20 protein-coding genes and 4 pseudogenes are annotated in these 21,592 nt (G+C 67.6%); 10 read left to right on the plus strand and 14 right to left on the minus strand.

From position 1 onward, the window contains the following. Positions 1-46: 46 nt before the first annotated feature. Positions 47-1,057, minus strand: a complete 1,011-nt coding sequence (locus V2W30_RS39560) for a helix-turn-helix transcriptional regulator (RefSeq protein ID WP_338704002.1) — start codon at positions 1,055-1,057, stop codon at positions 47-49. A 444-nt stretch (positions 1,058-1,501) separates the two neighbouring features. On the opposite strand from V2W30_RS39560, the pseudogene V2W30_RS39565 reads away from it, so the two are divergent. Continuing rightward, positions 1,502-1,732: pseudogene (locus V2W30_RS39565) on the plus strand (IS5/IS1182 family transposase); the annotation flags it as partial. Positions 1,733-2,054: 322 nt separating this feature from the next. On the opposite strand, the gene V2W30_RS39570 reads toward V2W30_RS39565, so the two are convergent. Both V2W30_RS39570 and V2W30_RS39575 read right to left on the minus strand, forming a co-directional pair. After that, positions 2,055-2,363 carry a transposase gene (locus V2W30_RS39570; protein ID WP_338704003.1) on the minus strand — a complete coding sequence of 103 codons (309 nt, stop codon included), beginning with the start codon at positions 2,361-2,363 and terminating at the stop codon, positions 2,055-2,057. Positions 2,364-2,791: 428 nt separating this feature from the next. After that, a pseudogene (locus V2W30_RS39575) lies at positions 2,792-3,528 on the minus strand (SDR family NAD(P)-dependent oxidoreductase). 639 nt (positions 3,529-4,167) lie between these two features. Here V2W30_RS39575 and V2W30_RS39580 point away from each other — a divergent pair. Continuing rightward, positions 4,168-4,848 (plus strand): SMI1/KNR4 family protein, encoded by a 681-nt coding sequence (locus V2W30_RS39580; RefSeq protein ID WP_338704004.1) that lies wholly within the window; start codon positions 4,168-4,170, stop codon positions 4,846-4,848. 193 nt (positions 4,849-5,041) lie between these two features. Further along, positions 5,042-5,173: pseudogene (locus V2W30_RS39585) on the plus strand (IS701 family transposase); the annotation flags it as partial. Between the two features lie 3 nt (positions 5,174-5,176). Here V2W30_RS39585 and V2W30_RS39590 read toward each other — a convergent pair. Further along, positions 5,177-5,389, minus strand: coding sequence for a hypothetical protein (locus V2W30_RS39590; RefSeq protein WP_338704005.1), 213 nt, complete (start codon positions 5,387-5,389; stop codon positions 5,177-5,179). 607 nt (positions 5,390-5,996) lie between these two features. Between V2W30_RS39590 and V2W30_RS39595 the strand changes: the two genes are divergently transcribed. The 3 genes and pseudogenes from V2W30_RS39595 to V2W30_RS39605 form a co-directional block, all read left to right on the plus strand. Continuing rightward, positions 5,997-7,235 (plus strand): ISL3 family transposase, encoded by a 1,239-nt coding sequence (locus tag V2W30_RS39595; protein ID WP_338704390.1) that lies wholly within the window; start codon positions 5,997-5,999, stop codon positions 7,233-7,235. After that, positions 7,148-7,522, plus strand: a complete 375-nt coding sequence (locus V2W30_RS39600) for a transposase (RefSeq protein WP_338704006.1) — start codon at positions 7,148-7,150, stop codon at positions 7,520-7,522. The genes V2W30_RS39595 and V2W30_RS39600 overlap by 88 nt, the downstream gene beginning before the upstream one ends. A 133-nt stretch (positions 7,523-7,655) precedes the next feature. Beyond that, positions 7,656-8,264: pseudogene (locus V2W30_RS39605) on the plus strand (transposase family protein); the annotation flags it as partial. A 127-nt stretch (positions 8,265-8,391) separates the two neighbouring features. On the opposite strand, the gene V2W30_RS39610 reads toward V2W30_RS39605, so the two are convergent. Beyond that, on the minus strand, positions 8,392-8,997 hold the full coding sequence (locus V2W30_RS39610) for a TetR/AcrR family transcriptional regulator (protein ID WP_338704007.1): 606 nt from the start codon (positions 8,995-8,997) through the stop codon (positions 8,392-8,394). A 152-nt stretch (positions 8,998-9,149) separates the two neighbouring features. Here V2W30_RS39610 and V2W30_RS39615 point away from each other — a divergent pair, with 152 nt between their 5' ends. Beyond that, positions 9,150-9,935, plus strand: a complete 786-nt coding sequence (locus V2W30_RS39615; RefSeq protein WP_338704008.1) for an alpha/beta hydrolase — start codon at positions 9,150-9,152, stop codon at positions 9,933-9,935. Between the two features lie 215 nt (positions 9,936-10,150). Here V2W30_RS39615 and V2W30_RS39620 read toward each other — a convergent pair whose 3' ends face one another. The 4 genes from V2W30_RS39620 to V2W30_RS39635 form a co-directional block, all read right to left on the minus strand. Continuing rightward, entirely contained in the window at positions 10,151-10,363 is a 213-nt protein-coding gene (locus tag V2W30_RS39620; protein ID WP_338704010.1) for a hypothetical protein, read from the minus strand. A gap of 95 nt (positions 10,364-10,458) precedes the next feature. Next, positions 10,459-10,917, minus strand: coding sequence for a PH domain-containing protein (locus V2W30_RS39625; RefSeq protein WP_338704011.1), 459 nt, complete (start codon positions 10,915-10,917; stop codon positions 10,459-10,461). A 149-nt stretch (positions 10,918-11,066) separates the two neighbouring features. Further along, positions 11,067-11,741 carry an SDR family NAD(P)-dependent oxidoreductase gene (locus V2W30_RS39630; RefSeq protein ID WP_338704012.1) on the minus strand — a complete coding sequence of 225 codons (675 nt, stop codon included), beginning with the start codon at positions 11,739-11,741 and terminating at the stop codon, positions 11,067-11,069. Positions 11,742-11,850: 109 nt separating this feature from the next. Beyond that, complete coding sequence (locus V2W30_RS39635) at positions 11,851-12,324, minus strand: cupin domain-containing protein (protein WP_338704013.1); 474 nt, start codon at positions 12,322-12,324, stop codon at positions 11,851-11,853. A 66-nt stretch (positions 12,325-12,390) separates the two neighbouring features. Between V2W30_RS39635 and V2W30_RS39640 the strand changes: the two genes are divergently transcribed. Continuing rightward, positions 12,391-13,359, plus strand: a complete 969-nt coding sequence (locus tag V2W30_RS39640; RefSeq protein ID WP_338704014.1) for a DUF5937 family protein — start codon at positions 12,391-12,393, stop codon at positions 13,357-13,359. Positions 13,360-13,534: 175 nt separating this feature from the next. Here V2W30_RS39640 and V2W30_RS39645 read toward each other — a convergent pair whose 3' ends face one another. The 3 genes from V2W30_RS39645 to V2W30_RS39655 form a co-directional block, all read right to left on the minus strand. Further along, a complete protein-coding gene (locus V2W30_RS39645) occupies positions 13,535-13,939 on the minus strand; it encodes a hypothetical protein (RefSeq protein ID WP_338692564.1) in 405 nt (134 codons plus the stop codon). A 17-nt stretch (positions 13,940-13,956) separates the two neighbouring features. After that, positions 13,957-14,814, minus strand: a complete 858-nt coding sequence (locus tag V2W30_RS39650) for an IS5 family transposase (RefSeq protein ID WP_338692562.1) — start codon at positions 14,812-14,814, stop codon at positions 13,957-13,959. A 602-nt stretch (positions 14,815-15,416) separates the two neighbouring features. Continuing rightward, positions 15,417-15,887, minus strand: coding sequence for a hypothetical protein (locus tag V2W30_RS39655; protein ID WP_338704015.1), 471 nt, complete (start codon positions 15,885-15,887; stop codon positions 15,417-15,419). Between the two features lie 1,371 nt (positions 15,888-17,258). Here V2W30_RS39655 and V2W30_RS39660 point away from each other — a divergent pair. Both V2W30_RS39660 and V2W30_RS39665 read left to right on the plus strand, forming a co-directional pair. Next, positions 17,259-18,557, plus strand: coding sequence for an ArsB/NhaD family transporter (locus V2W30_RS39660; protein WP_338704017.1), 1,299 nt, complete (start codon positions 17,259-17,261; stop codon positions 18,555-18,557). Between the two features lie 500 nt (positions 18,558-19,057). After that, the gene (locus tag V2W30_RS39665; RefSeq protein ID WP_338704391.1) at positions 19,058-19,552 is read left to right on the plus strand and encodes a CBS domain-containing protein; all 495 of its coding nucleotides are present in this window, start codon (positions 19,058-19,060) and stop codon (positions 19,550-19,552) included. A gap of 95 nt (positions 19,553-19,647) precedes the next feature. Here V2W30_RS39665 and V2W30_RS39670 read toward each other — a convergent pair whose 3' ends face one another. Both V2W30_RS39670 and V2W30_RS39675 read right to left on the minus strand, forming a co-directional pair. Further along, positions 19,648-20,157, minus strand: a complete 510-nt coding sequence (locus tag V2W30_RS39670; protein ID WP_338704018.1) for an SRPBCC family protein — start codon at positions 20,155-20,157, stop codon at positions 19,648-19,650. A gap of 163 nt (positions 20,158-20,320) precedes the next feature. Beyond that, positions 20,321-21,466 carry a globin domain-containing protein gene (locus V2W30_RS39675; protein WP_338704020.1) on the minus strand — a complete coding sequence of 382 codons (1,146 nt, stop codon included), beginning with the start codon at positions 21,464-21,466 and terminating at the stop codon, positions 20,321-20,323. Positions 21,467-21,592 lie beyond the last annotated feature (126 nt).

Raw genomic sequence — 21,592 nt, forward strand, 5'->3', positions numbered from 1 at the left:
ACGTCTCCTTCCCTGGCGTCGGGGCACGGCCGGTGTTCTATGGCGTTCAGCCGAAGGCCTCGGCGAGGGCGCTGCTGGTCCCGACGCTTTCGCAGCCGGGGGTGTTGGATGCGTGGGCGGCGGAGGCGGTGCGCCACAGCGGCTGAAGGTCCTCGGCGGAGCAGGACAGGGTGCGGGCGAGCAGGCGGACGGTCTCCCAGGAGGGCACGCCGGGCCCGGTGAAGCTCATCTGCAGGTGTCGTTCGGTGAGTTCGGGGCGGCCCGCCTTGAGGAGGTCGGCGTCGGCGGGGTTGCCGACCGCCAGGCGCAGGGCGCACAGGTGGTCGCGCAAGTACTGGACCGGGTCGGTGCCCACGGGCGGGGAGGTGGCGAAGGCAGCGTTCCACAGGGGGCGCAGCAGGTCGGGCTCGCGGCCGCACAGTTCGGTCATTTTGGTGACGTAGCGCCAGGACAGGGTGCGCTCGCCGGACAGGAGCCGGGAGACGTAGGAGGGGGTGAAGCCCATTTGCTGGGCGAGTGCCTTCTGGGTGAGGGCGTTCTTGCGCAGGAGGAAGGACAGGGCGGCGAGCAGCCGGCGGTAGTCCTGTGGGGAGGCTGCCTGGTCGCGGCGGCGCGAGCCGGGTCCTTGGCCGGCTGCCGGGCGGGTGCGGTGGCTCAGGCGTTGCTCGGTGAGGGCGGGGTGGTGTTTTTTGCGCAGCCGCTCCAGGCTGAGTCCGATGGCCGCAGCGAGTTGTTCGGGAGACTCCCCGCGGCTGCGGCCGCGGCCGACCGCTGCGCTTTCGAGGTCGTCCATGAGGCGCTGGACCAGTGCTTTGAACGTCATCACCTGTTGGGTGGGGGCGTCGGAGAAGACGGTGTCGCGGAGTTCGACAACCGTCTGGAAGAGGTCTTCGGCGATGTCGTAGGAGTGCTCGCGGTAGAAGACCTCCCCGCTGGGAGGGTCGGGCGGCTGGCTGCGGTGCGGTGTGGGCGGCGGAGCGGTTTGGCGGCCTGCCCTGGCGGGTCGGTCGGCGGGGCCGTGGGCGGGAAGGGGTGCGGACAGGGTTTCGGAAGCCATTGCGAGTGGTCCCTCGTTTCGGGATGCCGCGGGTTGTCGGCTGGGCGAGCGTGCCCGTTCGTGGGGTATGCGGATGCGGAGGCGTGGGGACGGCCGGGGCCAGGCCCGCGGGCCGTCCCCACGTTGCAGTGCGGCCGGCCGTGGCCCGCCGTGCACGGTCAGCGCAGCTGAATGCGCCGGTAGACGGCGTAGGAGCCGCGTGCGGCGGTCATCGCCATGGCAACGGCAGCGCAGGTTGGGTAGTCAACTCGTCCGGTGGCCAGGGTCCATGGGGCCAGGAGCAGGGCGATAAGCGTGTTGGCGCGCACGATGACTGCGATGGCAACCCACTGAGGCTCTTCCAACCTGTCGAGTGCGACGGTGAGTTGGACGGCTCTGCAGAACGACGAAGCTCCTGATAGACGAGTTGTCGACCAGGATCAACCGTCGCTCCAGGAGCTGCGTGTGCTTGCCTACCCGTCGGCCATCGATCTGTCCACCGCGCACCTGCGCCACCTGAGCCGGGAGCTCGCGGCACGACGCCAGCAGACAGGCAGCCGGTGGCGACGGCTGGCTCCCCGACGTCAGGCCCTGCTTGCCCTGGCCCATCTGCGGTGCGGCGACACGTATGCGCAGCTCGAGGCGATGGCGACAGCCCGCACGCAGGCGTACGTGATCCTGGACGGCACCGTACTGGGAAGTTCTTGAGTTACTGACTCTTTCCGCTTGGTGTCGGGGCTGACGGCGGATGATCCCTGCGGTACGTCGTTGGTATGCGGTACGCGCAGGGCGGCGGGCTGACCGCCGCGGAACGGAAGAAGCCAGAGCAGATCAGGTGTGAGGCTGCTGAGTGCTTTGCGCGGGGCGAGCTGACGGTCGAACAGCGCATTCGCACGGACGGCTTCCTCAAACTCCGCATCGGTGACCGGCCTCTCCAGCCAGCGGTAGTAGGGCTGTCGGGCGAGCTTGAGGACCCGGCACGTGGCCGTGACGGGAACTCCGCCGGCGGCAAGCTCTTTCACGAGCGGGTAGATCCTTTTCCCGGAAGATGCGCCTGCGACAGATAGGCCGCAGCCCGGCGCAGGACCTCATTCTCCTGCTCCAGCAGCTTGATCCGCCGACGTGCCTCCCGCAGTTCCGCGCTCTCCTGGCCGGTCGTTCCGGGCCTGGTCCCGTCGTCGATGTCTGCCCGGCGCATCCACTTCCACAGCGTCATCGCATGGACCCCGAAGTCGGCGGCCACCTGCTCGACCGTCACACCCGGGCCACGGTTCCTCGCGATCCGCACGACGTCCTCGCGGAACTCTTTCGGATAAGGCTTGGGCACAGCGACATCCTTCCCACCCACCCCACAGGGCAAGCCAGTTCAGATGTCACCCGATCGTGCAGCAGACCCAATTGTCGACCCGCGCCTGTGACCTGCTGGAAGAGCGCGGGATGTGAAGGAGGCCAGAGGCTACCTCGCGGGCGGGGCGTGGCGGCCCAGAGTTCGTGCCGTTCGGGCGGGCCTCCGGGCAGCGAGGGCATGGCGGTCGGCCCTCATCGAACCACGCTCGTGACCACCGGCTCCATGTGGACGCCCGGCCCGCTCCCCACGGCCGGCGGGGCCAGTTGAGGCGCGTGGGAGCGGCCGTTGCGGCGCACGCGGTGAAGAGTGACCGGCGTGGGTGCTCCCGGAGTTATCCACACCTTCGTCTCCCACCCTGCGCCAGCGACGGATACCCCCGATGACGAAACAGCGGTCGTGGCATCTGTTCAACGCCCGAGCATCGCTCCACCATTGCTGTTCAAAAATTCGCCCGTGATGTAGCGGGCTTCGGGAGAGGCCAGAAAGGCGACAGCGGCGGCGATGTCGTCTGGTTCTCCGACCTCGCCGAGCAGAGTCTGGGCTCGTCGTCTGGCGAGCTCCTCCTCATCTGCGGGTACATCGACGAACTCGGTGCCTGCGACGAAGCCGGGGACCACCACATTGGCTGTGGCACCGTGCGGCCCCAACTGCTGTGCCAGCGCGTGGTTCCAAGCCAGTAGAGCCGCCTTCACCGCCCCGTAGGAGCCGTTCCCCCGCAGCGCAGCGAGGGAACTGAGAGTGACCACCCTGCCTCCGGGGCGTGTCAGGCGTGGCGGGAGCGCCTCGGTGAGCAGGACCGCTGGCAGAACGTTGTTGTCGAAGTCCCGCCGCCACCGCTCGGCGACTTCCTTCAGGCCGCCCTCCCGTGAAGGTGTGCCCCGCCTGCCCGCGTTGTTCACCAGGACATCGACACGCTCGGGGAGTTCACCCAGTTTCTGTTCAACCTCTTCCGGTACAGACAGGTCGACCGCGATGGCCTGCACCGGGTGGGCCCCATCAATCTCCTGGCCGCCTCGCGCAAGACCTCCGCTCGCCTTCCCAGGATGGTCACCCTGTCGCCCTGCCCGGCGAACCTCCCGGCGATGGCCCGACCGATCCCAGTGCCACCGCCGCTGATCACTACCGTACGATCCGTCCCACCCATCAGCCCCCCCCCCGAGCTTGTCGCCTATACCGCCCTCACCATGCCACGAGGGCCGTCATCCCGATGACCACCTCCAAGCGAACGGGACCGTGCGCTGAGTGGGTTTTGCAAGATTTCGTCAGGACACTGGCGAAGGAGCGCAGGAAGGGCAGGTCAGCACCGGGTTCGAGTGATTCAGACCGTCAACTTCTCGTCGTTACCCCGCGAACACGACGAGGAGGGAGGCGAAGGTGCGGATCTGGCGTCACCTCGCCGACAACACGCTCGGCGGCCGTCCCGTGTGGATCGAGCTGAGTGTGGGGTGTCCCATGTCACCGCTGTGCCTTCCGCCCCGATCCGTGATGGCGAACGCGCCATGTTTCGCATCACCCCGCCTGACCGACGAGCACGCCAATGTGCGCCTCGCGCTGGAGAACTGCCTGGCGTCGGCGCCGGGCGTGGCCCAAATACTCCAGCTGTAGTTCGTGATCTTGCTGCTGGGCGTGACTGAGGGCGCTGGTTGGCTACCGAGGGTCTCAGCTGGCCGATGTGCGTGTTGCGGCCGAGGGGTCTGGGGCGTCAGGGCGTTTCTGAGCCCGTCGGGACGGCAGCAGTGGGCCCCGCGCCCCAGCTGTCGGTGGCTGCACGTACGGTCTGCGCATGACTGATCAGTGGTGGGTGGGTGGGCGTCGGCGGGTCGAGGCGGCGGGTGCAGGGCCTTCTGGCAGCAAGGTGTTCGGGGCATTGGGGCACAGGTGGATAGTGGAGGACCCGCTTACCCAGGGCGATCTTGCCGAACTCGAGGCTCAGATGGGCGTGCGGCTGCCAGAGGAGTACCGGTCCTTCCTGCTCCACGTCGGCGCGGGCGGCGCCGGCCCCGCGTATGGCCTGTTCCCGGTCCGGCGGGTGCAAGGCCGCTGGCGTTGGGAAGGCGACGGCGCGGACCTGGCCGACCTGTCGAGGCTTGCTGAGCCATTCCCCGACCAAGGCCCGGACCCGAAGCTGCTCGATGACCTTCTTGCCCAACGCCCCGAGGAGGAGGACTTCGACGACATCGAGGACTTCGACGACGCCATCGAGGCATGGGATGAGCGGTGGGAGGTCGTCATGTTCGCCCCGGAGCGCACTGCTGGCGCCATCGTGATCTCTCACCAGGGCTGCGCCCAGAGAGAGTGGCTGATCATCAGCGGCAGCCACCGCGGCACGGTCTGGTCCGACTGCAGGGTGGACGACGTAGACCTCGCCCCGCTGCTCGACGGCGACGGTATGTCGGTGACATTCGCCCGCTGGTACACCGACTGGTTGGAGAAAGCCGAGCGCACAGCCATGTCGGCTCCGTAGGCCCGCCGGCTTGTGCTGTTGAGCGTTGCGGTTGGTCAAACGGGCTAAGTGGGGCCCTCAGCCACAGTGGGGCCGGTGCGGAAACGGGTGCGGCCACCGTTGATCATCGTGAGTTGTGTGGACAAACGAGGAGACGGCAGCCGCAGGTCACAGAATAGATCCCGCCCATTGGCGCGAGGCGTTCGAGGTGGCTATGAGCCGGATTGCGGACCGGTTCGCCCGGGTCGAACCTCGCCTGCGGGCCGGGCGGTTGGTGCTGGGCCTGTTGTCGGACCTGCCGCGCAAAAACTGCTGGACGATCGCGGAGTGGACCGGGGAGAGGACCCGGTCACGCCGCCTCATAGCGGTGGGCTCGGCCACCGCGCCACTTCACCCACGCCGGATCATCCAGCAGCCCCTCCCCGGCCTCCAGCCCGGCACGACGCAGGAACTCGACGACATCGTGGTCCGAGTGCGCGAGGCCGAGGATCTGTCCGCGCGCGGTCACCCGCCGGCCGCCGGTACCGAGCGGCGGGTGCACGACTATCGGGGCACTCGTCATACCTCCAGGGTGCGTTCTCAGGCCAGCAGAGGCATCTGGACCTCCGCGCACCCAGGAACACAGACGAGCCTGAGGGTGTGGCCGCCGCGTGAAGGCGGGCCGGAGATGTGCAGGACTTCGTCAACCCGGGAGGACTTGGGCGCAACGTGGCAGAGCGCAGCTCGTTGCCTCCCTGAGACCAGCTGCGGAACCCATCGCGTGGACGAGCGAGCGGGGAAGTGCACACCCCGCAGCCGGACTCTTCCCCTGGGACCTGGCCCCGCTTCCTCGAACCAGCGGGGCCAGGTGCTCCCCGACCGCCGACGACCGGGGAGCGACTGACATCGGCGGTGCACGGGGTCCAGGTGCACAGTCGACTTGCCATGAACTACCGGCTCACGCCCGCGTACGGATGCAGCGTGAACTGTGAACCCCCGGCCGCCGACGGTCGGGGGTTCACAGTTCGTACAGCGCAACACTGCTTGAGGCTGTCACGCCCTCCTGACAGCGGCCAGTTGAGATTGGCTCTTCGGCACTTTCCGTGAAGCCGTTGATCTTGGGGTAGCCCTCCCCGGTGGGGGATCATGCGTGTGGCCTGCTGAAAGTTCTGTTCCCGTACCTGTCCGGTGTGGCCGTCGACCAGACGTCCCGGAGCGACAGCTCCGTACGCTTCATCGTCAGATGCACGGCGCCGACGGCGCGGTGTCCCGCGTGCGGAACGGCTGCGGGTCGTGTCCACAGCCGCTACGTACGCAGACCGGCCGACACGGCGGTCGGCGGACAACCCGCCGTGATCAACCTGCAGGTCCGTCGCTTCTTCTGCGGCAACGACGCGTGTCAGAAGAAGACATTCGCCGAGCAGGTCGAGGGGCTCACCTTCCGCTACGGACGCCGGACCGTGCTCCTCCAACAAGCTCTGGAACAGGTGGCGTTGATGCTGGGCGGGGCGGCCGGTGAACGTCTCGCGGCCAGGTTGTCCATGCCGGTCAGCGGTTCCACACTTCTGCGGCTGATCCGACGGCTGGAACTGCCGGCGGTACCTGCGGTCGAGGTCTTGGGCGTCGACGAGTTCGCCTTCCGTCGAGGCCGCAAGTTCGGCACGATCCTCATCGACATGCACTCGCGCCGCCCCGTGGACGTGCTGCCCGACCACACGGCGGACACGTTCGCCGCCTGGCTCCAGGACCGTGACCATGTCCGCACCGTCTGCCGTGACCGCAGCGGGTCGTTCGCCGAAGGCGCCCAACGCGCCCTGCCCGGCGTCCCGCAGGTCGCCGACAGATGGCACGTCCTCCATAACCTGGCGACCGCCGTCGAGAAGGCGATCCGCCGTCATCGCCCCTGCCTCCAACCGCCCGAATCCGAACCCGATCTTGGCCCTGCCACCGAGCGGCAAGAGCCCGTGGTCACCCGCACCGAGGAGAACACCCGAGCCCGGTGGCAACAGATCCACCCCCTCTACGTGAAGGGCATGAAGATCGACGCAATCAGCCAGGTCACCGGCTATGACCGCACCACTGTCCGCCGATACGCCCGGGCTGCATCTCCAGAGGAACTCATCCGGTCCCGGCCCCGGCGCCGCACCACGCTGGACATGCACAAGCCCTATCTGCTCGCTCGCTGGACCGAGGGCTGCGACAACGCGCGGTCCTGCGCGACGAGATCGCCGCCCGCGGCTACACCGGCTCCCGCAAGACCGTCCGTCGCTTCCTCAACTCCCTGGGCACCAGGACCAATCCGTCCCCCGCGTCGGCGCCCCCGCTGGCCGTCGCCGACGTCGTGCGCTGGGTCATCGGACGGCCGGAGAACCAGAGCGAGACCGCCCGGCAACACCTCAAGGACCTCTGCGATCGTTGCGGATACATAGCCGCCACGAACCGCCTCGCCCGCAGCTTCGCCACGATCCTGCGACGCCGTGACGGCCACCGTCTCATCAGCTGGCTCAAGGAAGTCGAGCAGAGCGAACTCAAGGAGCTGCACGTCTTCGCCAACGGTGTGCGCAAGGACCTCGCAGCCGTCACCGCCGGCCTGACCGTCCCCTGGAACTCCGGCGCCGTCGAAGGGCACGTCAACCGGATCAAGATGCTCAAGCGCCAGCACTACGGGCGCGCTGGATTCGAACTCCTCAAGCGCCGCATCCTCCTCGCCAGTTGACCGGCTCGCGGAGCTCCTGGCAGACACGGGTGATCTTGGTCGAGAACCCGTCTACCAGGAGCTTCGTCATTGCGCAGGTGTCCAACCGCAGCCTGCGGTTCCTGACCGGGCAACTGGCATTGAGGCGACGGGACGGTGCGGTGACACCTACGCCCGGCTCGCCGCCGGGTTCGGCATCGGGATCGCGACCGTCTACCGCTACATACGCGAGGCCGTCGACCTCCTGGCAGCCCTCGCACCGACCCTGCCCGAAGCGATGGAGACGATCCAGGAGAAGGCGTTCGTCATCCTTGACGGCACCCTGCTGCCGATCGACCGCATCGCCGCCGACACCCCGTACTACTCCGGGAAACACAAACGCCACGGCATGAACGTTCAGGTCCTCACCGATCCGTTCGGACGGCTGCTCTGGGCGTCACCGGCTCTGCCCGGCTCGACCCACGACCTGACCGCCGCCAGGCAGCACGGGATCATCGACGCCCTGGTCGACGCAGGGCTCAGCTGCTGGGCGGACAAGGCGTATCAAGGCGCCGGCGGGCCCGTTCGGGTGCCGTTTCGTGGTCGTCGCCTCAAGAGGTGGAAGCGCCGTCACAACACCACCCACGCCAAGATTCGTTGCGTTGGCGAGCAGGCCATGGCCACCCTGAAGGGCTGGCGCCTTCTGCGGAAACTCCGCTGCAGCACCAATCGGATCACCGACGTGGTGAAGGCCGTCCTCGTCCTTCACCATGCGTCAGCATGAGGTTGGAAAGCGCTCACGCACGCCACGCTCATCCGCCGCCCCGAAAGCATGATCCGCCCGACAATGATCTCCAACCTCGCAGAACGGGCCACGGGAGACACATCCATAACCTGATATGAACCATGAACTACCGCTTCGTGCGGGACGTCCTCTCAAAGTCGGAGGAGGCGGCGCGGAGCAAGGCTGCCATCGACCGGCCGGCCACCCGCAGCGGTTCTGGATCACGGGCAGCTCGGCCGAGCATGAATGCGCCCTCCAACATCATGACCATGGAGTACGCGAGGGACCGTGCTGCGCTTGGGTCGTCCACCCATCGGCCGAACCAACGCGTCGCCGCGGCGATCCACTCCGCGAAGACCTCCGCAGTCGCGGCACGCAGTTCGTCGTTACTGCTCGCGACTTCCAGGGCCACGGTGCCGATGGGGCACGCGTCGGCATAGTCAGCCGCGGCAAGGTCGTCCGCAGCCGCTTCAAATGCATGCACGAGTGATTCCGCAGGATCCGAGACGCTGTCCAGCAGGGTCATGACCAGTCGGCCGTACTCGGCTCCGGACGTGCGGATCATGTCCTCGGCCAGCTGCTGCTTACCGCCCGGGAAGAAGTGATAGATCGAGCCGAACGGCGCGTCAGCTGCTGTCGCGATCCGCTTCAAGCCGGTGGCCGCGTAGCCGTGCCGCCGGAACAGCACCGCGGCGGCGTGCTGGATCCTGGCTCGCGTATCCGACTGTCCCATTGTTTTCCGCCTCCCTCGCCTCCAAACTATCAGTAGAACGCTCTATCAAGAGAGGCGTCGAGATGCCGCGGATCCAGTTGTCGTACGGACCGGTCGACTACCAGGACACCGGTGGAGACGGGCCGGTACTGGTGTTCTGCCATGGACTGCCGATGAACGAGTCCCAGTGGCGCAAGGTGATCCCGATGCTGGGCGGCTATCGCTGTGTCCTGCCCACCTTGCCTCTGGGAGGGCACCGTCAGCCGATGAACCCGGATGCCGACCTCTCCCAGCGCGGGGTCGCCCGGCTTCTGGGTGAGTTCATCGAACGGCTCGGTCTGCACCGGGTGACTCTCGTGCTCAATGACTGGGGCGGCGGCCAGTTCCTGGTGTCCGAGGGGCGGGACCAGCACATCGAGCGCCTGGTGCTGGTGGCCTGCGAAGCATTCGACAATTTCCCTCCGGGACCGGCAAAGGCCATGGCGCACGTGTGCAAAATGCCAGGCGGCGTCTGGCTCCTGACGCGTCTCATGCGCATCCCTGCCTTCCGCCACAGTCGGCACGGGTACGGCGGAATGAGCCTGCGCGGGATTCCCGACGAGATCATGGACGGCTGGTTCGCCCCCGCCAGTCGCGACAAAGCCATCCGAAGGGACTTCGCCAAGTTCGCCACCGGAGCACCCGGACGCAAGACCTTGCTCGCCTGGGCCGAGCTCCTGCGAGGCTACGACCGCCCGGTACTGGTCGTATGGGCGACCGAGGACAAGCTGATGCCGCGCGAACACGGCCCCCGGCTGGCCGAGCTGTACCCGCAGGGCCGACTGGTCGAGATCACCGACTCCTCCACTCTCATCCCCGAGGACCAGCCCGAACAACTTGCCCAGGTACTCACCGCATTCCTGATCCAAACCGGCGCAGCGCCGGCCCGGGTACAGCCGCTGAGAGGAGATTCCGCATGAAGAACCGTCAGTTCATGATCTGTGCCAGCTGATGGATGCACCTCCCGTGACCCTGCTCCAACCTGCCGGGCCAGCTTGCTCGTTGGCCTGACAGCGCGAAAAAGCCCCTGTTAGACGGGTTTTCGACCCAGAGAACCGGATCCACCAGAGGCTTCACGTGATGGACCACCGCGGCGGCATCAACCTGTCCGGCAGGTTGGAACAGGCTCAGCGCTTCACTTCACGTAACCGCTGTAGATGAACCCGGACCTGTGGATACTGCCGGCCGGTTCAGTGTCGATGTTGTCCGAGGTCGCATACCAGAGGTTGCCGTACTTGTTGATACAGCGGTAGTACGTGTGGACGAGAGCGCCCGCGTGGATGGTGTACCAGACAGGGGCGCTTCCGTACGGACCGCTGTGGACCGGGGTCGGCTCGAGCGTTCTCACGGCGGTCCCAGAACCCTCACAGGTTCGTCGTCGACCTGCGGCGCTGGTCGCAGGGTCACCCGAACTCGACGGTCTCACCACGGACCCGCCATGCGTCACCGCGGCATGGCATCGGGGCCCGCCTCCAAAACCGCCATCAGCTCCGCGAAGCGCCGGTCCTGCGCTGTTCCCGCAGCCAGCTCGCTCAGCGCATAGGCCGTGGTCTTGAAACCGTCAGCGTGATGGAACTCCACGCCCCACGCACCCAGCCGCACCGAGGCCACCTCGTCCAGTGCCAGGTGTTGGGTCCCCCACGGATTGACCGTGGCAATCCCGTCAGGGCCGACCTCAAGCCGGACCCGGAGAATCGTCCACCAGAAAAACAGCGCCACGCCGACGGCAAGCCCCGACCACACCCCGGCCAGCCGTGCCGTCTCCACATCTGGAGAGGAAGCCCACCCCGCCCAGCCACAGAGCGCCTTCACCGCAACAACAGCCGGGATGGCCCAGCCCGCCACGCGAGCCGTCCCGCCCACCCGCCACACCGACACCAAGTCCCCACCCCGGTCATCCATGCCTGCATTGTGAACCACCCAGCTCGGCCCACCACAGGGCCACCCCTCGACCGCCAGAAGGAGCCCGGCCGGCCTCGGAGCTCGAGGACCGAGGCCGACCCAACGGCAGGTGCGAGCGGCGTCACATCCAACGCCTCTGCCGGGATCTCTCAGCAGGTGACGACGCGTTCGGCCTCATCGCGGTGTATGTGCAGGTCCCAGTAGTGGGAGGCGATTTGCTCCGCCGGGGCCGTCGGCGCTCCGGGCGGGCCGTCGGTGCCGACCCATACGCCGATGGCGATGTGTGCGGCCTGGACCCCAGATTGGGCCAGTTCCTTGTGCAGGCCGAGAACCCAGTTGCGCAGCGCGGCCTGGGCGGCGTTGAGGTTGCCGAGCATCGGGACGGGGTCGGCCGAGCCGGCGCCGTTGGTGTAGAGCAAGGTACCCGTGCCGGCCTCTCGCATCGCGGGGAGCACGGCCCGGGTGGCGGTGATGGCCCCGTGGAGCAGGACGTCCATGGCCCACTGCACATCGGACGGTAGGGTCAGGGACGGGGCGGTGAGCGACACGGATTCGAGGCTGACGGCCGGGGAGTATTCCAGGACGTCGATGCCGCCGAAGCGGGTTGCGGCGTTCTTGAGTGCCTGGGTGAGCGCGTCATGGTCGAGCACGTCCGCGGGGAACGCGTCGGCGGTGATGCCCTCGGCGCCGAGCCGGACGACCAGTTCGTCGAGCTTGTCGCGGTTACGGGCGATGAGTGCGACGTCGAAACCGCGGGAGCCGAAGGTACGGGCGATGGCCAGGCCCATACCGGGGCCGGCGCCGACAATGGCGATGCTGGGCACAGGGAATCATCCTTTGCTGGGAGATCGGTCGGGACGGGGCGGATCAGACGGCTGCGGGCGCGACGTGCCGTGCGCGCCAGCCCCTACTGCGGCGAGTGCGGCGATGCCGTCACCGTTCCTGGTCGTCGACGAAGTGGTTGTCGTGCGCTTCGTGGAACCTGCCCAGGTCACGCTCGTCCACGGTGGCGAGCTGCGCGAAGTACTCCTCCCGCGGTACGCCGGGCGAGAGGACCATGAGCAGGACGGCGGGCTCGGCGAGCTGCTTGCGGAGTGCGTGGACGTCACCCGCAGCCGCGTGCGCGGTGTCGCCGCGCCGCAGTGTTCGCCAGAACTGTCCGTCGAAATAGTCGATCTCGCCTTCTTCGACGATGAAAGTCTCGCTGAAGGTCGTGTGAAAGTGCGGGGCCGGTCCACGGCTGGCGGGGGCCATGTGCCACCGGTAGATGCTCACGTTCCCGCTGGTCTCCGCCGCAGCGGCGAGGACTTCGATGGTCGATCCGCCGGCGCCGAGCCGCAGGGGTCGCGTCGCTCGGGCTGGCCCGGGTTGCGGGACCAGCCGTACTGTCGGTTCCTTGTTCGTCATGGCCCGAGTCTCAGGGCTTTGCCGCGTCGCTCGCGCTCGCTTCGGCGGTGGCCTAACAATAGGGGCGTGATCCGTTATCGACTGGGCGCCGGGGCCGCGAGCGTGCGGTGGGCGATGTCGCCGATCCACGAAGTAGTCAGTCTTGCCCAGCTCTTGACCGAGCCGCAGCGCCACCCGCTGTTCCACTCCTGGCTGCGCCGTCGCCGCCTCAGACTTTCGTTCCCGGACCTGAGGGCGCTCACCGTCTTCATGGCCGATGGCACGTACCGGCCCGACTTCCTCGACCCGTCGCCGATGTCCAGTGAGCCGACGTTCGAGGAAGGCATGGCGGCCCTTCTCGCCGCGCCGACGGACCAGACGTACGCCGAGTTGGCCGACGCCACGACAGGGCAGAAGGCTCCGGTGCGCCGCGAGTTGCTCGACGATCCCGACCGAGCCAGGTCCCGGGCCGCCGATGCGCTGTACCGACTGTGGAAAACGGCAGTGGAACCGGAATGGCCCTCCATGCGCCAGGCGCTTCGCGCCGAGATGCTGGACCGGGCCCTCCAGGTCAACCGCGAGGGGCTGCGCGCCGTCCTTCCGCGGCTGCACCCTTCCGCCGCATGTGAAGGCGACACGATTACGGTCGACAAGGCTGTCGACATCGACGTCGACTGTTCCGAGCGTCAGGGGCTCATTCTCGTCCCGTCGCTGTTCATCACCGACCGGATACAGTGCACCACCTCGGACCACTGGACGCCGGCGATCTATTACCCGGCATCCGGGAGGTACTTGTGGTCGCCCCCTGCCACGGCGAGGTCGCTCGACCGTCTCCTGGGCAGGACTCGGTCAAGGATCCTGGCAGCGCTGACCACGCCGCTGCAGACGACCGTGGTAGCCAGACTGGTGAACGTCGCCCCGCCGACGGCCAGCGAACACCTGGCCGTCCTGCGGGACGCCGGACTGATCGACAGCATCCGCTCCGGCCGCACGGCCACACACGAGCTCACCGAGGCGGGACGCACCCTCCTGGACGCAGCCTCGCCGCGGTCATGACGACGCGTGCGGGCCATCGTCCCACCTGGCGCGATCAGACCGCGCTCCCCAGCACGAAGGGCTTACCGCACCCACATCAGGGCCCATGAGGGAGACGATTACCGAGCGTGCCCTCTCCACACCAAATGGACCAGAGCCCGTTCTGAGTGGGTGTTCTGTGGGCTTTCGCCGGGTGTCAGTCCGGGGGCGGGGTTGGCTGCGGTAGCTGGAAGAGGCCGGGCTCGGGTTCGGTGAGGATGCCGCGGCTGACCAGGCGTTTCAGTTTGGCGCGGGTGCCTTCGACGTGCCGGGGCTCGGTGCCGGTGTCCAGGGCGAGGCAGACGTCCTTGGGGTGCAGTCCGTCCGCGGTGTTCTCGAAGAGGGCGAGGATCTGGCGGTAGGCCGAGGGCAGCGGGGCGAGGCCGCCGGGAAGGTCCGGGCCGATCTCCAGGATGGTTTCCCGGGTGATCTTCAGTCGCTCCAGAGCCTGTTCGGCGGCCGTGAGTTGGGCGGTGAGCTCGGCGATCTGGGTGCGGAGCCGGTTCGCGAGGTCACGGCCGGCGGCCTCGCGTATCTCGATCTGTTCCAGGAACTCCTGCATGCTCAACTCCCACACGATCATGCCGGTCCGGGCCGGCGGGCCGGTGGCGGGTCCCGCCAGGTGGGAGTGGTGGTGGCGGTGAGCCGGTGGGTCATGACGTCGGTCATCGACCAGCGGATCCAGGACGCCGAACTGGCGGGCAGGGTCTCGTAGTCGCGGGCCAGGCGGCGGTGCAGCATGAGGGTGCCGAAGGTCTGCTCGGCGATCCACCGTTTCGGGGCCGGGGCGAACCCCTTGGTCTGCGGATCCCGGGACACCACCTCGACGTCGATGCCCAGTGACCGGCCGTGCTCGATGACGGCGTTCTTGAACCCGGCATCGACCCAGCTCTTCACCACGCCGGGGTTGTCGGCGGCCACCTTGTCCAGCAGCGTGATCCCGATGGCGTTGTCGTGCACGCTCGCGGCGACCACGATCACCGCGATGAGCAGACCGAGCACATCGGTGGCGATGCCCCGCTTGCGGCCCCGGCTCTTCTTGCCCGGATCCAGGCCGGTCGTCTCCTTCGGGGCGTTGAGCGAGACGTGCACGGTCTGGGAGTCCATCACGACCGCGGACGGGTCCTCGCGCCGGCCTTTCGACTCGCGGACCTGCCAGCGCAGCAGGTCGTGGATGGTCTGGTCGGTGCCGTCGTCGCGCCACAGCCCGAAGTAGTAGTAGACCGCGGTGTAGGGCGGAAGGTCGTGCGGCAGATAGCGCCACTGGCAGCCGACCCGGGCCTGGTACAGGATCGCGTTGACGATCTCCCGCATCTCGTACCGGCCCTCATGGCCGCTGACCGAACGGTGCTGCCCCTTCCAGGCCGTGATGACCGGCCGGATCAACTCCCATGCCTCGTCCGACAGATCGCTCGGGTACGGCTGCCGATCAGCCACGTCTCCAGCACACCGCAGAAGCGGCCAACCGCAACCCCTCAAACCGGACAACCGGCCACGACGACTCGCAGAACACCCACTGAGATACATAGCCACTCGCGGACGCGACGACGGTCCGCATCCCGCGCCGACAACCCCGAAGTCTTCGAAGAACTCACCGTGCTCCCGGTCCCGTAACGGCTCTCGGCGCACGGCCACGGCCAGCGCGGCGGCCACGGTCAGCACCGACGATGCCGTCATGGCCGAGTGCACACGCCGGCACAGCACGCGATTCGCCATGAAGGAAGGTGATCGCAATGTGCACCGGGTACAGGATGCGTGGCCACCCAGATCGGCGGGGGTGGTGAGCCAGTACGCCTCGTTCAGCACCACCATGGGCGCTGCGCTCTCGTGTGAATCAGCATGCATGGCCGGGCCAACGCCCCATCCGGCGCGCAGACATGGTCCCCTGGGCAATCGCCAGCCCCCGCCAGGCCGATCACCGATACGGATCGCCGCACAGCGTGGACATCGTTCAACAGCGGTCCAGCCGATGTTCCTCTGGAACTGCATCACCGCTGCTTGTCATCAGCCCCCTCGGACAGCTCCCGGTGTGCGCACCGTCAGACAGCGGCGAGGCTCGCTCGGGCCGCAGCCATGAAGGCACGCTTGTGCTCCTCGACATGCTCGTTGACCTCGCTGTCGCCGATCTCGCGCCACACCGCCTGGTTCAACGCCCGCGCGTACGCCTGCACCGGAGCGTGAAGATCGGCGTGGCACAGAAGCACCAGGTGCCGTTCAGCGATCCAGAGTCTGCCCATCACCGAGGACGCGGTGCCGTGCCACGCCTCGTCCTCACCCCACGTGTGCGGGCGCCGATACGCCACACCCTCCGCCTCCTGGACACACGCCAGATAATCCTTGATGGTCTGCAGTTGCTCGGCCCGCCGCGCCTGACGCCCGGCATCGACCTGACGGCGCTCCTCCAACATTTCGGTAGAACGCTGGACGGCCCGCTGCGACAAAGCCGTCAGAACACCACCCAGCACGACACCCAACAAAGAAAACAACGGCGCCCGCACCCCAGCCGCCACCCCGTCCCCCCTCCCCAGCCCGTCTGTAGGCAGTCTCGGCAGTCAAGCACGAGCCTGTCCAGCCGCATCCTGAACACGTGCCCGCACTACACCCTCTGCCCTGCGCACACACCTGTCCGCGGGCCTGCAGCAGAAGCGGGTTCGTGCGCACGACCGGCTCGACTCCGTCTCCCTGCCAAGGCCGGGCCAACGCCCGAACACTGCACCCAGACATGGTCCGGCGGGCAATCGCCAGCCCTCGCCAGGTTCGCCAGGCCGATCGCCAGGCCGAAGCCCTGGAGCGGCTGGTCGTGTGAGGCCTCGGCAGTGCGAGCGGGTGGACCCTCGACGCACTCCAAGGGGCCCGGTAGTCGTCCCGCACCCCTCCAGAACGTCAGGTCCGCACCGAAGAGGGCGCGGACCTGACGGTGTTCGCGACGGCGCGCCGCGGATTCCATAACGGGGCAGTGGGTTGTTCAACGCTCCCAATGGAAGTACGCGGCTACCCCTGAGGCCGACCAGAGCGATGAGCGTAGATCACCGTGGCCAGTGCCATGACTACGCAGCCACAGGCCACGAACATGACGGCCGCCTCGCTGCTCGCGATGAAGAGCGCAACGCTCACCACAGCCAGCACTGCCGTGAGCACATACGAAGCTGTCCGAGACATTGGTCCTGCCTTTCTTCCCGCTGATGGATGCACCGGTGAATATCCTCGGCGCGCCCACCAGCCGGAATTCAAAGGGCCTGGGTTTTGCCCCTGTTTGTGGACATCTCTTGAGGATCAGATCCCACGATCTGATCCTCAAGAGATGTCCACAAACAGGGGCAAAAACCACCCGTCCTGTACCCCTGATCCACGATGCACGAGTCCATGAACAGTGCATCCGAAGCCGGTCAGTTGTGAGTTCCTGTTCCCGGCAAACCACGTCGGGTTGAACCGCGCATCAAGGCTCTGACAATGCCGCGTCAAGAACGTGTATGGTTCCTTGCGGTGTGCCGGGAAGTCTGGTCGGCGAATTCGAGACCCCTCCGGGGTTCCGATTTCAGGAGAGCTCTCTTCGCTGATCGGGGGAATCCGGCCGTGGCCCTCACCGCCGTCTTCGGTGTCGCCTTCCTCGTCGCAGTGCCACTGTCCGGTCTGACGGTGCACGCCGGCGTCACCGATCGCCTGCCGCTTCGAAGTCGAGGACACCCACGGTGTGACCGAACGTCGGCACACCGACAGCGGCGTCGAGACAGAAGCCCCTAGCAAGGATCACGGCGACGGATCAGTTGCCTCGGCACCGATCCCGACGTGCGTACGCCGGCCCCCGCGAACGCGACGGCGACCGTGGCGAGTTGGCGGGCCCGTCACCCTGCCCACCTCATGAAACGTCCCATCGGAGGACCGTGAACGACTGGCACGGCTGGGCGGCGATCATTGTTTTCGTCGGTGCCTACGTCTTGATCATCAGCGAGAAGGTCCACCGTGTCGCCGCCGCTCTCGGTGGTGCAGGGCTGATGCTGGCCATCGGTGCCACGGACGACGAATCGGCCTTCTACTCGACCGGTTCCGGCATCGACTGGAACGTCATCTTCCTGCTCATGGGCATGATGATGATCGTCGGCGTGCTGAAGAAGACTGGCATGTTCGAGTACCTGGCCATCTGGGCCGTGAAGCGAGCGCACGCCAGACCGTTCCGTGTGATGGTCATGCTCGTCGTCATCACTGCCACGGCCTCCGCGCTGCTCGACAACGTCACGACCGTCCTCCTCGTCGCGCCGGTCACCCTGCTGGTGTGCGAGCGACTCGCCCTGCCTGTGGCCCCGTTCCTGATCGCCGAGGTCTTCGCTTCCAACGTCGGCGGCATCGCCACTCTCGTCGGCGATCCGCCCAACATCATCATCGCCAGCCGCGCGCAGCTGACGTTCAACGACTTCCTGGTACATCTCGCTCCCCTGGCGGCTGTCCTGACGGCAGTGCTGGTACTGCTGTGCCGGATCATGTTTCGCAAGGCATTCGTCTACGACGAGGACCGGGCCGCCGAGGTGATGGCACTGGAGGAACGGGAGGCCATCAAGAACCCCCGCCTTCTCGTGCAGGGTCTTGTCGTCCTGGCCCTCGTGGTCGCCGGGTTCGTGCTGCACCCGGTCGTGCACTACGAGCCCAGCGTCGTCGCCCTGCTCGGCGCCGGTCTCCTGGTCGCCGTCTCGACAGTCGAGACCGGTGACGTGCTCAGCGAGGTGGAATGGCCCACCCTCGCCTTCTTCGCCGGGCTCTTCGTCATGATCGGCGGCCTCATCGAGACCGGCGTCATCGGCGAGATCTCCAAAGCGCTCGCCGATGTCATCGGCGGTAGCGAACTCGGTGGATCCATGGTCATGCTGGGCGCGTCCGCGGTCCTGTCCGGCGTCGTCGACAACATCCCGTACGTCGCCACCATGGCCCCGATCACGGCCGATCTGGTCCGCGACATGGGCGGCGCCGGTGATCACGTCATGTGGTGGGCGCTGGCCCTGGGAGCCGACCTCGGGGGCAACGCCACCGCCATCGGTGCCAGCGCCAACGTCGTCGTGCTTGGTATCGCCGAGCGCAACCGACAGCCCATCTCCTTCTGGGAGTTCACCAAGTACGGGCTCGTCGTCACGGCCGTCACGGTGGCGATCTCGGCGACGTACATCTGGCTGCGCTACTTCGCTCTGACCTGAACCGCGTCACTGCCGTCGCGAGGACCGGCAATCTCGTCCAGGCCGACGAGCTGCTGCTGCGCGCCGTCGAACGCACCCGCCCGGCGCGGCGAGACACCCGACGCGGGCTTGGGCGCCCTCGCTCTGCCCTTCCACGACTGCCAACGAGCCCGCCGGGGGGCAGCTTGGGAAGCAATGATGACGTTGTTCCCGACCTCTGATGGACGAGAGCCCCCTACGAGGGCGCCACCAGCCGCCGCGCGATCGTCCTGATGACCCTACGGCCTCCGGCTTCGCCGGTGCCATGATTGGACGTCAGGTCCCCGTCGAACGCAGTGTCCTGCCGTTCGCGGCACTCCAGGTCGCCGGACATCCGCAGCCGGGGGCCATAGCATCGCCGAGTGCTTCCGGCCTGGCCATGGCGCGTCCTCGCCACACCGCCACCGCCGTCTCGCCGAACCTCTCCGGAGCACACCAGCCCACCCCGGCTGAGCGCCACCGACCCTCCCCAGGAGCTGACCATGCGAGCACGCGACCTCGCCATCCCCTACCTGACCGTGGACGTGAACAGTGATGCCACCGCGGCCGCCCGCCTCATGGCCGAACATCAGCTGCCCGGCCTCCTCGTTCTCGGCACCGACGGTGCGCCCAAGGCGATCCTTCCTGCTTCCCAGCTGGTCAAAGCGCTCGTACCGGCCTACGTGATCGAGGATCCGACTCTGGCCGCGGTCGTCGACGAGAAACATGCGGACCGTATCTGCGAGGCCTTGGCCGGACGCAGCGTCGCCGACTGTCTCCCCGCACAGTCCGGGCCGCCGCCGGTCGCCGTACCCGACGACACGGCGCTGGAAGTGGCCGCGCTCATGGCTCAGGCCCGCAGTCCCCTCGTCGCGGTCGTGGAGACGGCAAAGGACGGCCCGCACCTCCTGGGCGTGATCACCGCATCCCACCTTCTGCACGAACTGCTGGCCGGTGAAGAGCCAGACGGCAGCCAACCGACTCCACCCGTCGTATGACGAAGTAGGCTCACCGGCCGGACGACCGTTGCGCCCCGTGCTGCTCCACAGCCGGTGGGGATGCGGCAGCGAGTGGCGCGTACCGCACTGCCGCATCAGGCGGCGTTGGCGCGTTCCAGCTCGCGTTGGAGGTTCTGCAGCGTCCTGTCGATGTTCCGTATCTGGAAGTCCGCGAACGTCTGCCCCCGAGTGACGATCCGGTCGAAGACCTGCGCGGCGAGATCGGGCCAGGCGCGCCGGTCGTCGGTCCAGGTCTCCGTCACGCGCGTGCCGTGGTCAGTCGCCTCGAACCGGTACTCCCACGTAGCGATCGGCCCGCGCAGACGCGGGCGACGGGCACCGATCGCATGGACACGGAACGCGAATCGGCTCCCCGGCTCGGCCACGGTGACGGTGCACCGTGTGACCCACCGGAACCGTCCCCTCTTGTTGCGCCCGACGAACGAGGTCCCTGGCACCGCCGGTCCGACCGGAGCAGCACCCGTCGTGCCCCGGTTCTCCGGGCTCCACCGGCCCATGTCTTCAGGACGACTCACGGCCTGATAGGCGACCTCGGGCGTCACCCCGATGTCGATGCTCCTGCGCACCGTGAATACGCGGCTCATTTCAGGGTCCTCTCGATCGGAACAGATAACTGCTGAAGAGCGGGGATCGTGGGCCCGACGGTTTCGCGGCTCGCACGTGGTTCAGAGACGCGGCTTTGCCGAGTCCAGTGGCGACTTGTTGTCACGGGTCCGTCGGCAGCCAGTGGCCGGCTCCGCCCGATGGTCATCCGGTGTGGTGCAGCGACGGGTTGACCCAGCGTGGCCGGGGCGGGTCGAGGACGCGTTCGGCGTGGGTGAGTGGTGTCTGGGGGTGCTCCGCGGGGAGTGGATCGTGCGCCAGGCTGAGTGGCCGGTTGTGTTCCTCCAGGGTGCCCACGGTGTCGCGGACGAAGGCGGGGGGACCCGCGACGTAGACGTGACGGGCGGCCAGGGAGCGCTCACCGGCCAGATGGTCCTGGAACGCACGCTGGAACCCGCGGACCCGGTCCGGGTCCCGTGGCCACCACCAGTGGCAGGTCAACTGGTGGTGACGGCTCTCGAGCTGGGCAAGGTGGGACTGGTCGTAGAAGTGGTCACGGCTACGGGCCACTATGTGCAGGTCAATGGTGCGCGCCGGGAAACGTTGCACCTGCTCGCTGAGGACGGCACGGGCCGGAGCCCACCCCGTGCCTGCCGCGATCAGGGTCAGCGGTCCCGTGTCCTGCGTGGTCCAGCCGTCCCCGCCAGGCGAGGACAGGGTGAGGGACTGCCCGGTAAAGGTGTGGTCGCACAGCAGCGCGCTCAAAGCCCCATGGGGAGTGCGGGCGACGTGGAGTTCCACCTCGCCGCGTGTCGCGTCGTCGCCCGGGCGCACCAACGAGTAGGGACGCCACACGCCGCGCAGTTCCGGGTGGTGGACGGCCGCGTACTGACCGGGCCGGAAGGCGTAGGGCTGGTCGGGCACCGTCTGCAGGACCACCGTGTGCCCGGTGCGGTCCAGGCGGCGGGAGACGACGGTTGCCTCCCAGCTCGCCGGGCGCCGTGCGTCCTTGTCCTGCTGGGCCGCGGCCAGCATGGTGTCCATCGCCATGCCGTACACGTTCGTCCAGGCCCGTTCGGTGTCCTCGCTCCAGGTCCGGGGAGTGTGCTCGGCGATCGATGCGATCAGGCTCTGTCCGACGCTGAGGTAATCGCGCCGGGCGATGCCGTACCGGCGGTGGTCACGACCCAGCCGTTGGAGGTAGGACACCGTGGCGGGACGGTCGAGATGCGTGATGACGTGCAGCAGCGCGTTCAGCAGCCGCTCGTGCTGCTCCCCGAGTTCGGCAGGGAAGAGCCGACGCAGGTCCGGTCTGCTGCCGAACAGGTGCGCATAGAAGTACCGGACCACGTGCACTCCGCGGGCCGATGCTCGCTGCAGACTGTCCTGCACTATGGCCACGTCCTGCTCGTCCACTACCGCTCCCCCTCGTCGTGCCTACCGTCCCCTGCCAGGAATCCGGGACCCCAGCCCCGA

It is taken from the genome of Streptomyces sp. Q6 (genome assembly GCF_036967205.1).
Classification (GTDB): domain Bacteria; phylum Actinomycetota; class Actinomycetes; order Streptomycetales; family Streptomycetaceae; genus Streptomyces; species Streptomyces citrinus.

What these genes read in the sequence shown, in the direction of transcription:
- V2W30_RS39670 (WP_338704018.1), bottom strand. Translation starts at nt 20,157, where the DNA reads ATGAGCCGCGTATTCACGGTGCGCAGGAGCATCGACATCGGGGTGACG.
- V2W30_RS39615 (WP_338704008.1), top strand. Translation starts at nt 9,150, where the DNA reads ATGAACGAGTCCCAGTGGCGCAAGGTGATCCCGATGCTGGGCGGCTAT.
- V2W30_RS39645 (WP_338692564.1), bottom strand. Translation starts at nt 13,939, where the DNA reads ATGCAGGAGTTCCTGGAACAGATCGAGATACGCGAGGCCGCCGGCCGT.
- V2W30_RS39560 (WP_338704002.1), bottom strand. Translation starts at nt 1,057, where the DNA reads ATGGCTTCCGAAACCCTGTCCGCACCCCTTCCCGCCCACGGCCCCGCC.
- V2W30_RS39625 (WP_338704011.1), bottom strand. Translation starts at nt 10,917, where the DNA reads ATGGATGACCGGGGTGGGGACTTGGTGTCGGTGTGGCGGGTGGGCGGG.
- V2W30_RS39590 (WP_338704005.1), bottom strand. Translation starts at nt 5,389, where the DNA reads ATGACGAGTGCCCCGATAGTCGTGCACCCGCCGCTCGGTACCGGCGGC.
- V2W30_RS39580 (WP_338704004.1), top strand. Translation starts at nt 4,168, where the DNA reads ATGACTGATCAGTGGTGGGTGGGTGGGCGTCGGCGGGTCGAGGCGGCG.
- V2W30_RS39635 (WP_338704013.1), bottom strand. Translation starts at nt 12,324, where the DNA reads ATGACGAACAAGGAACCGACAGTACGGCTGGTCCCGCAACCCGGGCCA.
- V2W30_RS39665 (WP_338704391.1), top strand. Translation starts at nt 19,058, where the DNA reads ATGCGAGCACGCGACCTCGCCATCCCCTACCTGACCGTGGACGTGAAC.
- V2W30_RS39610 (WP_338704007.1), bottom strand. Translation starts at nt 8,997, where the DNA reads ATGGGACAGTCGGATACGCGAGCCAGGATCCAGCACGCCGCCGCGGTG.